The organism is Kineococcus sp. G2, from assembly GCF_037154035.1.
GTDB lineage: Bacteria > Actinomycetota > Actinomycetes > Actinomycetales > Kineococcaceae > Kineococcus.
Window position 1 is genome coordinate 1 of record NZ_JBBBEM010000041.1, and the last position, 14,307, is coordinate 14,307.

Annotated in this window: 14 protein-coding genes and 1 pseudogene; 11 read left to right on the forward strand and 4 right to left on the reverse strand. The window is 74.5% G+C overall.

Annotated elements, in window-relative coordinates; translation table 11 throughout:
- Positions 1-199 precede the first annotated feature (199 nt).
- Genes V9U69_RS07905 through V9U69_RS07920 form a run of 4 tightly spaced genes read left to right on the forward strand, consistent with a single transcriptional unit; the run spans position 200 to position 5,050 of the window.
- On the forward strand, positions 200-2,458 hold the full coding sequence (locus tag V9U69_RS07905) for a polyribonucleotide nucleotidyltransferase (protein ID WP_337060998.1): 2,259 nt from the start codon (positions 200-202) through the stop codon (positions 2,456-2,458).
- A gap of 19 nt (positions 2,459-2,477) precedes the next feature.
- Positions 2,478-3,836, forward strand: a complete 1,359-nt coding sequence (locus tag V9U69_RS07910; RefSeq protein WP_337061000.1) for a M16 family metallopeptidase — start codon at positions 2,478-2,480, stop codon at positions 3,834-3,836.
- A gap of 23 nt (positions 3,837-3,859) precedes the next feature.
- Entirely contained in the window at positions 3,860-4,594 is a 735-nt protein-coding gene (dapB, locus tag V9U69_RS07915; RefSeq protein WP_442907673.1) for a 4-hydroxy-tetrahydrodipicolinate reductase, read from the forward strand.
- 12 nt (positions 4,595-4,606) lie between these two features.
- Positions 4,607-5,050, forward strand: a complete 444-nt coding sequence (locus V9U69_RS07920; protein WP_337061003.1) for a hypothetical protein — start codon at positions 4,607-4,609, stop codon at positions 5,048-5,050.
- An 87-nt stretch (positions 5,051-5,137) separates the two neighbouring features.
- Here V9U69_RS07920 and V9U69_RS07925 read toward each other — a convergent pair whose 3' ends face one another.
- Positions 5,138-7,501: a glycoside hydrolase family 65 protein gene (locus V9U69_RS07925; protein ID WP_337061004.1), complete on the reverse strand. Its 2,364-nt coding sequence runs from the start codon at positions 7,499-7,501 to the stop codon at positions 5,138-5,140.
- Positions 7,498-8,247: a beta-phosphoglucomutase family hydrolase gene (locus tag V9U69_RS07930; protein WP_337061005.1), complete on the reverse strand. Its 750-nt coding sequence runs from the start codon at positions 8,245-8,247 to the stop codon at positions 7,498-7,500. Before V9U69_RS07930 ends, V9U69_RS07925 begins: the two co-directional genes overlap by 4 nt.
- Before the next feature lie 197 nt (positions 8,248-8,444).
- Between V9U69_RS07930 and V9U69_RS07935 the strand changes: the two genes are divergently transcribed.
- The 6 genes from V9U69_RS07935 (at position 8,445) to V9U69_RS07960 (ending at position 11,947) form a co-directional block, all read left to right on the forward strand.
- On the forward strand, positions 8,445-8,897 hold the full coding sequence (locus V9U69_RS07935; protein WP_337061007.1) for a PRC-barrel domain-containing protein: 453 nt from the start codon (positions 8,445-8,447) through the stop codon (positions 8,895-8,897).
- An 83-nt stretch (positions 8,898-8,980) separates the two neighbouring features.
- Entirely contained in the window at positions 8,981-9,517 is a 537-nt protein-coding gene (locus tag V9U69_RS07940) for a DUF421 domain-containing protein (RefSeq protein WP_337061009.1), read from the forward strand.
- 72 nt (positions 9,518-9,589) lie between these two features.
- Entirely contained in the window at positions 9,590-10,012 is a 423-nt protein-coding gene (locus V9U69_RS07945; RefSeq protein ID WP_337061011.1) for a CBS domain-containing protein, read from the forward strand.
- A gap of 65 nt (positions 10,013-10,077) precedes the next feature.
- Positions 10,078-10,770, forward strand: a complete 693-nt coding sequence (locus V9U69_RS07950; RefSeq protein WP_337061012.1) for an erythromycin esterase family protein — start codon at positions 10,078-10,080, stop codon at positions 10,768-10,770.
- Positions 10,771-10,846: 76 nt separating this feature from the next.
- Positions 10,847-11,197, forward strand: a complete 351-nt coding sequence (locus tag V9U69_RS07955; protein WP_337061013.1) for a hypothetical protein — start codon at positions 10,847-10,849, stop codon at positions 11,195-11,197.
- 24 nt (positions 11,198-11,221) lie between these two features.
- Entirely contained in the window at positions 11,222-11,947 is a 726-nt protein-coding gene (locus V9U69_RS07960; protein ID WP_337061015.1) for an OBAP family protein, read from the forward strand.
- 6 nt (positions 11,948-11,953) lie between these two features.
- Here V9U69_RS07960 and V9U69_RS07965 read toward each other — a convergent pair whose 3' ends face one another.
- The gene (locus V9U69_RS07965) at positions 11,954-12,775 is read right to left on the reverse strand and encodes an alpha/beta hydrolase (protein WP_337061016.1); all 822 of its coding nucleotides are present in this window, start codon (positions 12,773-12,775) and stop codon (positions 11,954-11,956) included.
- Between the two features lie 213 nt (positions 12,776-12,988).
- Here V9U69_RS07965 and V9U69_RS07970 point away from each other — a divergent pair, with 213 nt between their 5' ends.
- Complete coding sequence (locus tag V9U69_RS07970) at positions 12,989-13,480, forward strand: hypothetical protein (RefSeq protein WP_337061017.1); 492 nt, start codon at positions 12,989-12,991, stop codon at positions 13,478-13,480.
- Positions 13,481-13,626: 146 nt separating this feature from the next.
- Here the strand turns inward: V9U69_RS07970 and V9U69_RS19305 are convergent.
- Positions 13,627-14,279: pseudogene (locus V9U69_RS19305) on the reverse strand (zinc-binding dehydrogenase); the annotation flags it as partial.
- Positions 14,280-14,307: the final 28 nt, after the last annotated feature.

Below are 14,307 nucleotides of genomic sequence, written 5' to 3' on the forward strand. Positions count from 1 at the left end.
CGACTCCGGGCAGACTCGGGAGTGCCGCGCCGCGGCACCCCGGCCACCGCACCGCGCAGCGTCGTGCCGGTCCTCGGTAGTGGCCTCCGGGCGCCTCGCGCCCGTGGGCCTCGATCGAAGGCCGGACCGGCGGGGACCCGTCCCCGCCGGGCACGCGCCGGTGCGGCACGCACCGCACCGATCGACGAAGGAGGAACCCGTGGAGGGTCCCGAGATCACCGCCGCCGAAGCCGTCATCGACAACGGCTCGTTCGGCACCCGCACCGTCCGCTTCGAGACCGGCCGACTGGCCCGCCAGGCCGCCGGCTCCGCCGCCGTGTACCTGGACGGCGAGTCCTTCCTGCTCAGCGCCACCACCGCGGGCAAGACCCCGAAGGACCAGTTCGACTTCTTCCCGCTGACGGTGGACGTCGAGGAGCGCAGCTACGCCGCCGGGAAGATCCCCGGCTCGTTCTTCCGCCGCGAGGGCCGCCCCTCGACCGAGGCGATCCTGACCTGCCGCCTCATCGACCGCCCGCTGCGCCCGAGCTTCGTCAAGGGTCTGCGCAACGAGGTCCAGGTCGTCGTCACCGTCATGGCGCTGCACCCGGACGACGCGTACGACGTCGTCGCGATCAACGCGGCCTCGCTGTCCACCCAGCTGGCGGGCCTGCCGTTCTCCGGCCCCGTCGGCGGTGTGCGCATCGCGCTGATCGACGGCCAGTGGGTCGCGTTCCCGCGCTACTCGGAGATCGAGCGCGCCGTCTTCGACATGGTCGTCGCCGGCCGCGTCGTCACGGGGGCCGACGGCTCCGAGGACGTCGCGATCATGATGGTCGAGGCCGAGGCCACCGAGGGCTCCTGGAACCTCGTCAAGGAGCAGGGCGCCCAGGCCCCCACCGAGGAGGTCGTGGCCGCCGGCCTGGAGGCCGCGAAGCCCCACATCGCCAAGCTGGTCAAGGCGCAGGCCGAGGTCGCCGCGAAGGCCGCCAAGCCCACCGCGGAGTTCCCGCTGTTCCTGGACTACCAGGACGACGTCTACGCCGCCGTGGAGGAGGCCGCCTCCGGCGACCTCGCCCAGGCCCTGGCGATCGCCGGCAAGCAGGAGCGCGAGAACCACGTCGACGAGATCAAGGCGCAGCTGCGCGAGTCCCTCGCGGAGCGGTTCGCCGGCCGCGAGAAGGAGGTCTCGGCGGCCTACCGCGCGCTGCAGAAGAAGCTCATTCGCCAGCGCATCCTCACCGACTCCGTCCGCATCGACGGGCGCGGCCTGGCCGACATCCGCACGCTGTCCGCGGAGGTCGAGGTCCTGCCCCGCGTGCACGGCTCGGCGCTGTTCGAGCGCGGTGAGACGCAGATCCTGGGCGTGACCACGCTGAACATGCTGCGCATGGAGCAGCAGCTCGACACCCTCTCGCCGGTGACGCGCAAGCGCTACATGCACAACTACAACTTCCCGCCCTACTCCACCGGTGAGACCGGCCGGGTGGGCTCGCCCAAGCGCCGCGAGATCGGCCACGGGGCGCTGGCCGAGCGCGCGCTGGTGCCGGTGCTGCCGGCCCGCGAGGAGTTCCCCTACGCCATCCGCCAGGTCTCCGAGGCGCTGGGCTCCAACGGTTCCACCTCGATGGGCTCCGTCTGCGCCTCCACCCTGTCGCTGCTGAACGCGGGTGTGCCGCTGCGCGCGCCCGTCGCCGGCATCGCGATGGGCCTGGTCTCCGACACCGTCGACGGCGAGACCCGCTACGCGGCGCTGACCGACATCCTCGGTGCGGAGGACGCCTTCGGCGACATGGACTTCAAGGTCGCCGGCACCCGCGAGTTCGTCACCGCCATCCAGCTGGACACCAAGCTGGACGGCATCCCCGCCTCCGTGCTGGCCGGGGCGCTGACCCAGGCCCGCGACGCGCGCCTGCACATCCTGGACGTCATGGCCGAGGCCATCGACGCGCCCGACGAGATGTCGCCCACCGCGCCGCGCATCATCACGGTGAAGGTCCCGGTCGACAAGATCGGCGAGGTCATCGGGCCCAAGGGCAAGATGATCAACCAGATCCAGGAGGACACCGGCGCCGACATCTCCATCGAGGACGACGGCACCGTGTTCATCGGCGCGGTCGACGGCCCCTCGGCCGAGGCGGCGCGCGCGGCGGTCAACGCGATCGCCAACCCGACGATGCCCGAGGTGGGCGAGCGCTACCTCGGCACCGTCGTGAAGACCACGACCTTCGGGGCGTTCGTCTCCCTGCTGCCCGGCAAGGACGGCCTGCTGCACATCTCGCAGCTGCGCAAGCTGGCCGGCGGCAAGCGCGTGGACACCGTCGAGGACGTCGTCTCCGTGGGCCAGAAGGTCCAGGTGGAGATCGCCGAGATCGACCCGCGCGGCAAGCTGTCCCTGGTGCCGGTCGTGGCGGAGGAGGAGAACGCGTCCGCGGACGCGGGCGCCTCCGCCGACGAGGCCGCGTCGGCCGACGCCTGACGTGCCGGCCCACCACGGCGTGACCGGCCCCGTCGACCTCCCCACGGAGGCGGCGGGGCCGGCCCCCGTCACCACCACCCTGTCCGACGCGGACGGCGCCCTCGTGCGGCGCACCGTCCTGCCGTGCGGCACGCGGGTGCTGACCGAGGCGATGCCCGGGCAGCGCTCGGCCAGCGTCGGCTGCTGGGTCGGCGTCGGCTCGCGCGACGAGACCAGCGGCCACCACGGCTCCACGCACTTCCTGGAGCACCTGCTCTTCAAGGGCACCGAGCGTCGCGACGCGATGGACATCGCCACCGCGTTCGACGCCGTCGGCGGCGAGGCGAACGCCGCCACCGGCAAGGAGCACACGACCTACTACGCGCGGGTGCTCGACACCGACCTGCCGATGGCGATCGACGTGGTGACCGACATGGTCACCTCCGCCGTGCTCGACGAGGACGACTTCAGCTCCGAGCGGGAGGTCATCCTCGAGGAGCTGGCGATGAACGACGACGACCCCGGCGACGTCGCCCACGAGAGGTTCGCCGAGCTGGTGCTGGGCGACCACCCGCTGGCCCGGCCCATCGGCGGCACCCCGGAGACCATCCGGGCCGTGGGGCGCGACGACGTCTGGGCGCACTACCGCGAGCACTACCGGCCCTCGACCCTGGTGTTCACCGCCGCCGGCGGCCTGGACCACGACGAGGTCGTGGAGGCGGTGCAGCGCGAGCTGTCCCGCGCCGCCGGCGACCTGCACGACGCCGCCCCGGCCCCGCGCCGCACGGCCGGGCAGGTCTCCGGCGGCCTGGAGCGCGGGCGCGCCCTGGTCGTCGAGCGCGCCACCGAGCAGGCCCACGTGCTGCTGGGGACCACCGGCATCACCGCCACCGACGAGCGCCGCTTCACGCTGAGCGTCCTCAACGCGGTGCTGGGCGGGGGCATGAGCAGCCGGCTGTTCCAGGAGGTGCGCGAGAAGCGCGGCCTGGCGTACTCGGTGTACTCCTTCAACGCGAACTACGCCGACTCCGGCTACGTGGGCCTGTACGCGGGCTGCTCGCCGGCGAAGGCCGCCCAGGTCGCCGAGCTGATGCTCGCCGAGCTGGCGAAGCTCGCGCAGGCCCCGATGGAGGCCGAGGAGCTGCACCGCGGCATCGGCCAGCTCGCCGGCGGCATGGTGCTGGGCCTGGAGGACTCCGGCTCCCGCATGAACCGCCTGGGCAAGTCGGAGCTGGTGCACGGGCAGTTCCTCGACGTCGACGGCGTCCTGGCGCGCCTGCGTGCGGTGACGGCCGAGGACGTGCGGGCGATGGCCGCCGACCTGCTCGAGCGGCCGCGCTCGGTGACCGTCGTCGGCCCGTTCGCCGACGACGCGCCGTTCCTGCCGGTGGTGCGGTGAGCACCCCGTCGGACGGCGGCCCGCTGCGGGTCGCGGTCACCGGCGCCCGCGGCCGCATGGGCTCGCAGGCCTGCGCCGCCGTCGAGGCGGCGGACGACCTGCAGCTGGTGGCGGCCCTCGGCCGCGGCGACGACCTCGCCGCGGCCGAGGGGGCCGACGTCCTCGTGGACCTGACGGTGCCCGGCTCGGTGATGGAGAACGTGCGCTGGGCCCTGTCCCACGGCCTGCACGTCGTCACCGGCACCACCGGCTTCACCGGCGAGCGCGTCGCGCAGGTGGAGGCGTGGCAGCGCGAGGCGGGCCGCAACGTGCTCATCGCCACGAACTTCGGCCTCGGTGCCGTGCTCGTCATGAAGTTCGCCGAGCGGGCGGCGCGGTACTTCGAGTCCGTCGAGGTCGTCGAGCTGCACCACCCCGGCAAGGTGGACGCCCCCTCGGGGTCGGCGATCCGCACCGCGCAGCTCGTCGCGGCCGCCCGCGCCGAGGCGGGCCTGGGCCCGGTCCCGGACGCGACCGAGCAGTCCCTGCCGGGGGCGCGCGGCGCCGTCGTCGACGGCGTGCACGTGCACGCGGTCCGGATGCGCGGCATGACCGCCCACCAGGAGGTCGTGCTCGGCGGGCCGGGGGAGACCCTGACGCTGCGCGACGACACCTACGACCGCGCCGCCTACATGCCCGGGCTGCTGCTGGGGGTGCGGCAGGTCGCCTCCCGACCGGGCGTCACCGTGGGGCTCGAGCACTACCTCGACCTCGGCTGAGGAGGCGCGACGTTGCGCACCAAGATCGTCGTGGCGGTGGCCTGCGCGGCGCTGCTGTTCTACTTCGTGCTGCTCGGGCGCCTGGGGGTGCAGCTCATCGGCACCGGCGAGTGGGCGGGGGTGCTCCTCGGCGTGGCCGTGCTCCTGCTGCCGCTGGTGGGGGCGTGGGCCGTCGCCCGCGAGCTGCTGTTCGGGCGGGCCACCGAGCGGCTCGGGCGCGAGCTCGCCGAGCGCGGTGAGCTGCCCGCCGACGACCTGGAGCGCACCGCCACCGGCCGCGTCGACCGCGCCGCCGGCCGGGAGATGTTCGAGCGGTACCGCGCCGAGGTCGAGGCGTCCCCGGACGACCCCGGTGCCTGGTACCGCCTGGCGATCGCCTACGACGCGGCCGGTGACCGCCGCCGCGGGCGGGCCGCCGCCCGCCACGCGCTGCGGCTGCGCGAACAGCGCCCCTGACGCCCCGCCCCAGACGCCCCGCCCCTGACCTCCTGCGCCTGCACCCCCGCGCACCCGGGACCGGGTGCGCGGGGGTGCGCCGTCCCCTCAGTGCGTGACGGCGCGCACGCGCTGCGCCGGTGCGCACCCCGGCGGCTGCGGAGGGCGCGGCAGCAGCGGCCTGCGCTCGCGCACCGGCAGCGTCACGGGCGACCCGCTGGTGACCACGACCTCCTGCCCGGCGTGCCGCAGCCGCACCGACGCGTCCGGCCCGTCGTGCACCTCGTACGTCGCCTCGTGGGCACGCACCGTCACCCGCAGGGTGCAGCCGTGCCAGCGCACCGAGAACCGCAGCCGTGAGATGCCGTGGGGCAGAGCCGGGTCCAGGGTGAGCTCCCCGGCGGTGTCCCGCAGGCCCCCGAAGCCCTGCACGAGGGCCATCCACGTCCCGGCGAGCGAGGCGATGTGCAGGCCGTCGGCGGTGTTGTGGTGCAGGTCGCGCAGGTCGACGCTGGCGGCCTCGTACGTGTAGTCGTGCGCCAGCTCCAGGTGGCCGGCCTGCGCGGCCAGCACCGCCTGCACGCACGCCGACAGCGAGGAGTCGCGCACGGTGCGGCGCTCGTAGTAGTCGACGTCGCGGGCGAAGTCCTCCGCGCTGAAGCGGTCGCCGAACCAGAACAGCGCCATGCCCAGGTCGGCCTGCTTGCACACCTGGTGCCGGTACAGGTCGAAGTACGGCGCGTGCAGCAGCAGCGGGTACTCGCGGCGGTGCTCGAAGTCCCACTCGGGCAGGCGGGTGAAGCCCTCGTGCTGCTGGTGCACCCGCAGCCGTTCGTCGTAGGGGACGTGGACCGCCTCGGCGGCGTCCACCCACCGGGCCGCCTCCTCCAGGTCCACGCCCAGGTCGCGGGCCCGGTCCTGCCGGCGGCGCACGGCGGCCGCTGCGACGGACAGGTTGTGCGCGGCGGCCAGGTTGGTGAAGAGGTTGTCGTCGACCACCGCGGTGTACTCGTCCGGCCCGGTGACGCCCGCGACGTGCCAGGCGCCGTCGGCGTCGTGGTGGCCCAGGGACATCCACAGCCGCGCGGTCTGCACGAGCACCTCCAGGCCGCCGTCGGCCTCCAGGCAGTCGTCGCCGGTGACCACGCGGTAGCGCTCGACCGCGGCGGCGATGTCGGCGTTGACGTGGAACGCGGCCGTCCCGGCGGGCCAGTACCCGGAGCACTCCTCGCCGCGGATGGTGCGCCACGGGAACGCCGCCCCGCGCAGGCCCAGCTCTTGCGCCCGCGCGCAGGCCTTGTCCAGAGTCGTCCACCGCCAGCGCAGGGCGTCGCGCGCCGCGTCGGGTGCGGTGTAGGTGAGCACCGGCAGCACGTACGCCTCGGTGTCCCAGAAGATGTGCCCGTCGTAGCCCGGGCCGGTCAGCCCCTTGCCGGGGATGCCGCGGCCCTCGCTGCGGGCACCGGCCTGCAGGACGTGGAACAGCGCGAACCGCACGGCCTGCTGCACCTCGGCGTCGCCCTCGACCTCCACGTCGGCGGCGTCCCAGAACGCGTCGAGGTACTGGCGCTGCTCGCGCAGCAGCCCCTCCCAGCCGGTGTAGCGGGCGCCGCTGAGGGCACCGGCGACCTGGTCGCGCAGCGCAGGGTGGGAGCGCTGCGAGGACCAGCCGTACGCGAGGTGCTTGACCAGGCGCACCGGCTGCCCCGGTTCGGCCGTCACGACGAACGTGGTGCGCGCCCAGTCGTCGGCGGTGCTGGTCTGGCACTCCACCCGGCCGGCGGCCTCCAGGGTGTTGTGCATGCCGGCGGCCATCTGCAGGCCGCTGGCGCGGGTGCGGTGCACGAGCGTGGCCGAGCGGGGGCCGTTGTCGCGCTCCACGGCCACCAGCGGGTTGTTGAGCACGGCGGCCACGCGCGGGTCCCGCTTCTTCGCCGGCACCGCCTCGTTGGCGACCAGCTCCGACTGCAGCGTCAGGCGCACCGGACGGTCCACGGCCTCCACGACGTACTCGATCGCGGCGACCGCCCGCTGCACGAACGAGACCAGGCGGGTGGAGCGCACCCGCACCCTGCGCCCGGCGGGGGAGACCCAGTCGGCGGTGCGGGTCAGGGTGCCGGCGCGCAGGTCCAGGACCCGCTCGTGGGAGAGCAGCTCGCCGTAGCGCACGTCGAACGGCTCGTCGTCCACGAGCAGCCGCACGAGCTTGCCGTTGGTGACGTTGACGACGGTCTGCCCCACCTCCGGGTAGCCGTACCCGGCCTCGGCGTACGGCAGCGGGCGGTCCTCGTAGAAGGAGTTCAGGTAGGTGCCCGGCACGCCGTGGGGCTCGCCCTCGTCCAGGTTGCCGCGCATCCCGACGTGCCCGTTGGACAGGGCGAAGACGGACTCGGTCTGCCCGAGCAGGCCCAGGTCCAGGCCGGTCTCGCGCACGTGCCACGGCTCGACGGGGAAGGTGTCGGGGCCGATCACCGCGCGCCCTCGCCCAGCAGCTCGGCGAGGTCGCTCACGACGACGTCGGCGCCGTGCTCGCGCAGGGCCTCGGCCTGGCCCGCCCGGTCCACGCCGACGACGACGCCGAACCCGCCGGCGCGGCCGGCCTCCACACCGGCCAGGGCGTCCTCGAACACCGCGGCCCGCTCCGGCGGCACCCCGAGGCGCCGGGCGGCCTCCAGGAAGGTGTCGGGGGCGGGTTTGCCGGCCAGGCCCAGCTCGCGCAGGGTGACGCCGTCCACGCGCTCCTCGACGAGCGGGGCCAGGCCGGTCACCTCCAGCACCTGGCGGGTGTTCGCGCTGGAGGAGACCACCGCCCGGCGCAGCCCGGCGTCGCGGGCGGCCTCCAGGTAGCGCCGGGACCCCTCGTAGACGTCCACGCCGTCCTCCTCGATGCGGCGCAGCAGGTCCGCGTTCTTCGCGTTGCCGAGGCCGTGGACCGTCCCGGTCCCGGGAGCGTCGTCGGGGGAGCCCTCCGGCAGGGTGATGCCCCGGCTGGCGAGGAAGTCGCGCACCCCGGCGGGGCGGGGCTTGCCGTCCACGTGGGCCAGGTAGTCCGCCTCGGGGTCGAAGGGCACGAACTCCTCCCCGGTGCGCTGCGCGCGCTCGCGCAGGTACCCGTCGAACGCCGCCGTCCAGGCCGCGTTGTGCACCGCCGCGGTGTCCGTGAGGACCCCGTCCAGGTCGAACAGCAGCACCTCGATGCCGTCCGGCAGTCCCAGCACGTCGCCTCCTCTCCCTGCGGGGGCCGGTCCGCCCGCGGCTCGACCCTAGGCGGAGCGGGCGGCCGGTGCAGTCCGGTGCGCCACCGTTCCCGCAGGTCGGTGCGGGGACCGCTGCGGGGTTCGGCCCCCGGGGGATCGGGTACCTGCCGGGGGACAGCAGCCGACGGCGGGCCCGCCCGCCCGGAGAGGAGGACGGCGTGAGCGAGCACCCCGGCAGCCGTTCCGGCAGCCGCCCCGCGGACGTGCTGGTCCGGCTCAGCGACAGCGGCAGCACCGTGGCCGACCCGGCGGAGGACGTGCGCGGCCGCCGCGTCGTCGACGGCGCGGGCGCCGAGCTGGGCACGGTGGACGACCTGCTGGTGGACCGCGACGAGAAGCACGTGCGCCTGCTGCGGCTGAAGCACGGCGGGGTCCTCGGCATCGGCGCGGAGGTGTCCTTCGTGCCGGTGGAGGCCGTCACCGGGGTCGGCGAGGACGAGGTGCGCGTCGACCTCGACCGCGACCGCCTCGCCGGCGCCCCCCGCTACGACCCGGACCTGGCGGACCAGTCGGAGTTCTACGGGGCCCTGTACGGCTACTACGGCTACGCGCCGTTCTGGGGTCCCGGCCACGTCGCCGGGCCGTGGCCGGGCTACTTCGGCACTCCCTGAGCGCCCTGAGCGCCCCGGGCGCCCCGGGCGCCCCCGGGCGTCCGCGAGGGCTTGGGCGCCGCCGCGCGGGGTAGGGGAGCGGCATGTGGTTCGACTCGTGGTCCGACCTGTGGCGCGTCGTGGCAGTGGGTGCGTGCGCCTACGCCACCGTGGTCCTCGTCCTGCGCCTGTCCGGCAAGCGCACCCTGGCGAAGCTGAACGCGTTCGACCTCGTCGTGACGGTCGCGCTGGGGTCCACGCTCGCGACGATCCTGCTCAGCTCCGACGTCTCCTGGTCCGAGGGGGCGGTGGCCCTCGCGCTGCTGGCCGGCCTGCAGTTCGCCGTCGCCTGGGCCACCAGCCGACTGCCGCGGGGGCGCAGCGTGGTGACGGCCCGGCCGACGCTGCTGCTGTCGCACGGCGTGGTGGACGAGCACGCGATGCGGCAGCAGCGCATCACCCACGCGGACCTGCGGCAGGCGGTGCGTGCCAGCGGCAGCGGTGACCTGGAGAACGTCGCGGCCGTCGTGCTCGAGGGCGACGGGACGCTCAGCGTCGTGCCGTCCTCGCAGTTCGGGAGCGGGTCGGCGCTCGCGGACGTCCCGGGGGTACCGCCGGCCGTCCGGCGGACGCAGGGCTGACGGACGGTTCGCGAACGGCAGCCCGGGGTACTCCCCCAGCGCTCCTGGGAACCACGATCGAGGAGGGACGACATGGCCAGCACGGCACGCGAGATCATGACCGGTGGCACCGAGTGCGTCGGGGAGAACGAGTCGATCCGGCAGGCGGCCCGGAAGATGGCCGACCTCGGCGTCGGGGTGCTGCCGATCTGCGGTGAGGACGACCGCCTCAAGGGGATGCTGACCGACCGCGACATCGTCATCAAGGCCGTGGCCGAGGGCATGGACCTCGAGACGACCACCGCCGGGCAGTTCGCCCAGGGCAAGCCCGTCACGATCGGCGCCGACGACAGCATCGACGAGCTGGTGCGGACGATGACGGACCACCAGGTCAAGCGCCTGCCCGTCATCGACGGCCACCGCCTCATCGGCATGGTCACCGAGGCCGACGTGGCCGCCAACGCCCCGCGGGACAAGGTGATCGACCTCGTCACGAAGGTCTACGCGAACAGCTGAGCCACCGCCCGTGCCCGCGGGTGCCGCGAGCACCCGCGGGAGGGGGCGGGGCAGGAGGAGCGCCGGTGCGCGAGCCGTGCACCGATCGCGCCGACGCCGGACGCCGCCTGGCGAGGGACCTCGGCGGCCCCGCCCGGTGGGGCGACGCCGTGGTGCTCGGCCTGCCCCGCGGCGGCGTCCCGGTCGCGGCCGAGGTCGCCGCCGCGCTGGCCGCGCCCCTGGACGTCCTCGTGGTGCGCGAGCTGGGCCTGCCGGGGTTCCCCGAACTGGCGGTGGGAGCCGTCGCCGGGGTGGGCGGCGAGGTCGAGGCCGTGCGCGACGACGAGGCCCTGGCCCACCACCGCGTCGAGGGTGAGGAGTTCGACGGCTTGACCGGGGCGACGGTCCGCGCGGCCGTCGCCGCAGTGCGCCGCCGAGCCCCGGCGCGCGTGGTCGTGGCCGCTCCCGTGGGAGCGCGGCGGGCCTGCGAGGCCGCGTGGGAGGTGGCCGACGAGGTGGTGTGCTCCTTCGTCGCCGTCGAAGGGGACTGGCCGGACTGCTACCGGCTGAACCGTTCGGTGCCCGGGGTGCCCGCGGCGCCCGCGGACCCGCGCGAGGTGCTCGACGGGTTCGGGCGGTGGCGGACGTGGATGTGGGCGAACTCCGACGTCGTGGACTTCACCCGGTGGCTGCGCGGGTTCAACACCGCCCTGCCGGAGGCGGATCGGGTCGGCCTCTCGGGCGCTGGACGCGCTGCACGCCGAGCACCCCACGGGTGAGGAGCAGACGTGGCCCGGTGGTGAGTGGACGATCGGGACGGGGTTGACCCGGTCCCGGTCCGGGTAGGGCGATGACATGCCGAAGTACCGCGTGAACCGGGAGGCGCTCGAGCAGGCGCACCGCATGATCGACGCCGGGGAGCACGACGACAGCACCAGCTGGTCCGACGCCGCCCCGTCCACCTCGGAGGGCAACGAGGTGCGCGACGAGGACGGCTGGGACGCCTACGCGAGCTGGCACCTGGCGGAGGACCCGGACGCCTCCGAGCGCACCAAGAAGCGCTACCACTTCCCGTACGGGGACTTCACGAAGGTGAACCGCTCGGCGGTCGTCCACGCCGAGCAACGGGCATCGCAGAACGACCACCCCGAGATCGAGAAGGCCGCCGACGAGCTGCTGCAGCACCTCGACCGCGTGCGGTCCTGACCGAGGAACCGAGGAGCGACGACAGTGAAACCGAACCCCGCGATCCAGGACCGCCCCAGTCCCGTCACCGCCGCCGGTGCGCGCAAGGGCGCGTGGCTGACCGTGCTGGACGCCGGTGCGCGCCTGCTGCAGTCGACCTCACCCCTGAAGGGCTTCGACGTCTACGTCGCCGGCCTGCACTGCGCCAAGGGTGACCCCGGCATGCAGATGGAGGCGCACCACTACTGCAAGGTCGTCAACGACGACCTCCTGCAGTGCCTGATCTTCGACGGCAACACCGCCGACGCCAACCTCATCGGCATCGAGTACATCGTCTCCGGCGCCCTGTTCGACACGCTGCCGGAGGAGGAGAAGGACTACTGGCACCCGCACAACTACGAGGTGTTCTCCGGTCAGCTGTCCGCGCCCGGCCTGCCGCAGAAGGTCGAGACGTCCCTGATGAAGCAGCTGGTGAACTCCTACGGCAAGACGTGGCACACCTGGCACACCGGCACCCACGGCGCGCCGGGGATGGACCTGCCGATGGGCGACGCGACGCTGATGTGGTCGTTCAACCGCGACGGGGAGGCCGACGAGGGCCTGCGCACGGGGTTCGAACAGGCGATGGGGATCGACTCGGACGCCAAGCGGGCCGACCGCGCCTCGCTCCTGCCGTTGGCCGAACCGCAGCGGGGCGTGGACGAGATGAAGGACGACTTCACCGGCACCACCCCGGTGCCCGGTGTCGTCGACGCGGACGCACCCCGGTGAGCGCGCTCAGCCCGTGCCGGTTCGCCGGTGCGGGTCGAGCCACCAGCCGAACGCCGCCTCCACCGCGTCGACCGGCACCTCGTGCCCCCCGTCGAACTCCCGGTGCTCCACGTCGTGGCCGCTGCGGCGCAAGCGCGGGACGACGACCCGGCTCGTGCGGTCGATCGGCAGGACGCGGTCGGCGGTGCCGTGGGAGACGAAGCACCGCGGCCGCCGGCCGGGGACGCCGTCGACGACGAACCCGGGGGAGAAGGCCGTGACGGCCTCCACGGTGCCCGGGTTCGCCAGTCCGACGGTCAGGGCGTAGGAGGCCCCGTCGGAGAAACCGCCCAGGCACAGCGCTCCCGGGGCGAGGTCCAGGTGGGCGAGGGTTCCCGCCAGGGCGCGGCGCAGCGCGCCGACGTCCGGACCGGGCTCGCCGACCACCACGTCCCACGTGTACTCGCTCGACCGCGGCGCCAGCACGGCGACACCGTGGCGCTCGGCGGCCTCGCCCACCAGGCCCAGGGACTGCTGCGGGGTTCCGCCGGAGCCGTGGAAGAACACCAGCAGCGGCACCGGGCCGTCCGCCGCGGCGCGGGGCACGGCCAGCAGCGCGTCGTGGCGGCCGGCGGGCACCGCGAGCGTCCCGCGCACCGGTGCCGGAGCCGGGGGCGCGCTGCGCGCGGGCAGGGCCCCGAGGTCGAAGGGCCCCCGCAGCGCCGGTTCCCGGCCACCGTCCGGCGCGTCCGCGCCGGGGGGCGCCGCCGTGCCGGTGCCGTGGTCCGCTCCGCGCACACCGTCGGGCGCCCGCCGGCCGCCGTCCTCGTCGTCCCCCTCGCCGGACACGGTGGCCTCCGCTCAGTCGTCCCGCTGCGTGGGCTGTGCGCCCCGCCGTCCCAGTCTGCGGTCCGTGGCGTTCGCGGGCACCCGCGGGCACCCGGGGTCGGCCGACGGCGGGTCGACTGGCGGATCACCGGGGCGCGCAGCATCGTGGCGGGCACGACGGTCGAACCCTGGCCGGTCGTGGTGCGGTGCCGCAGCCGCGGGGAAGGGGGCGTCGTGACCGAGGGGCGGGATCGGGAGCAGCCGGAGGCCCAGGAGGGCAACGTCCTCCTGCGCGCCCTGCGGAGCACCGTGGGCAGGGAGAGCACGACCTTCGGGTTCTCCATCCTCGTCACGGTGACGTTCGGGCTGCTGCAGGCGACCGAGGGCTCTCCGGACGCGTGGCGCGTGTTCCTGTACGCGTTCGGCGCCGTCATGTCCTTCACGCTCCTGGAGGGGGTGCTCTCCAAGGGTTTCCGGGGCCCCATGCCGCAGCACCGCACCAGGACGCTGGCACTGGGCACCAGCCTGAACATCGTCTCCGTGCTCGCAGCCCTCGGGGTGGCGTACCTGCTGGCGCGGTGGATCGACCACGTCGCGCTCTGGGCCGTGGCCCCGTTCGTCGCCGGCGTGGTGTACCTCGTCGTCGAGAGCGCGGAGGCGGCCGGCGCGGAGAGGCTGCTCACGTCGGCGGGGGACCGCAAGGCGGGGGAGGTGTCCGACGAGTAGGTCCTCCGGGCCGCGCACGGGCTCGGTGGGAGCCGCCCCCCACCGAGCCCGCCGCCGCACGGCAGCCCGCTGCGCGAGGATCAGCGCCCCGCCGCCAGGACCGTCTTGATCCACCCCTCCTCGCGCCGGTCGAAGCGCTGGTGCGCCTCGAGGGCGTTGCCCGACACCTCTGCGGAGAACTGCTCCGCCTGCTGCTCCGACGCCTCGGCCGCGGGCCCGCTCTCCGGGCGTTCCGCGTCCACGCCGACGGCGTCGATGACGCGGTCGGGTCCCGTGCCGCCGGTGACCTCCGCAGGACGGTGACGGGGTCCTCGGCGTTGAGGTCGATCGTCTCGGCCCCCAGGCGCTGCGCCGCGGCCAGGCGCGAGGGGATCCCGTCGAGCACGATCACCCGGCCCGCCCCCTGCTTGGAGGCGGACAGCACCGCGAACAACCCGACGGGCCCGGCCCCGAACACCGCGACGGTGTTCCCGTCACCGACCTCGGCGAGCTTCGCCCCGAACCAGGCGGTGGGGAAGATGTCCGAGACCGTGGTGGCCTGGTCGTCGGTGACGGACTCGGGCACCTTCACCGGGCCGACGTGCGCGAACGGCTAGACCTCGACGACCCCGACGGCCTCGTGGCCGAGGATCGTGCCCTGGCGCACGCCGCTCACCGTGCCGCGCACGAAGTGCAGGTCGGTTCCGCAGACCGCACTGGTGGTGACCCGCACGACCGCGTCGTACGGCTCCTGGATCGTCGGGTCGGGAACCTCGTCGAGCCGGATGTCGCCCACCCCGTGCCACACGATCGCCTTCACGTCTCGTCTCCTCCCCGGTCCCGGGGTG

Excerpts from the sequence above, each read along its gene's own strand:
- V9U69_RS07955 (WP_337061013.1), top strand. The coding sequence starts at position 10,847 with ATGCCGAAGTACCGCGTGAACCGGGAGGCGCTCGAGCAGGCGCACCGC.
- V9U69_RS07945 (WP_337061011.1), top strand. The coding sequence starts at position 9,590 with ATGGCCAGCACGGCACGCGAGATCATGACCGGTGGCACCGAGTGCGTC.
- V9U69_RS07940 (WP_337061009.1), top strand. The coding sequence starts at position 8,981 with ATGTGGTTCGACTCGTGGTCCGACCTGTGGCGCGTCGTGGCAGTGGGT.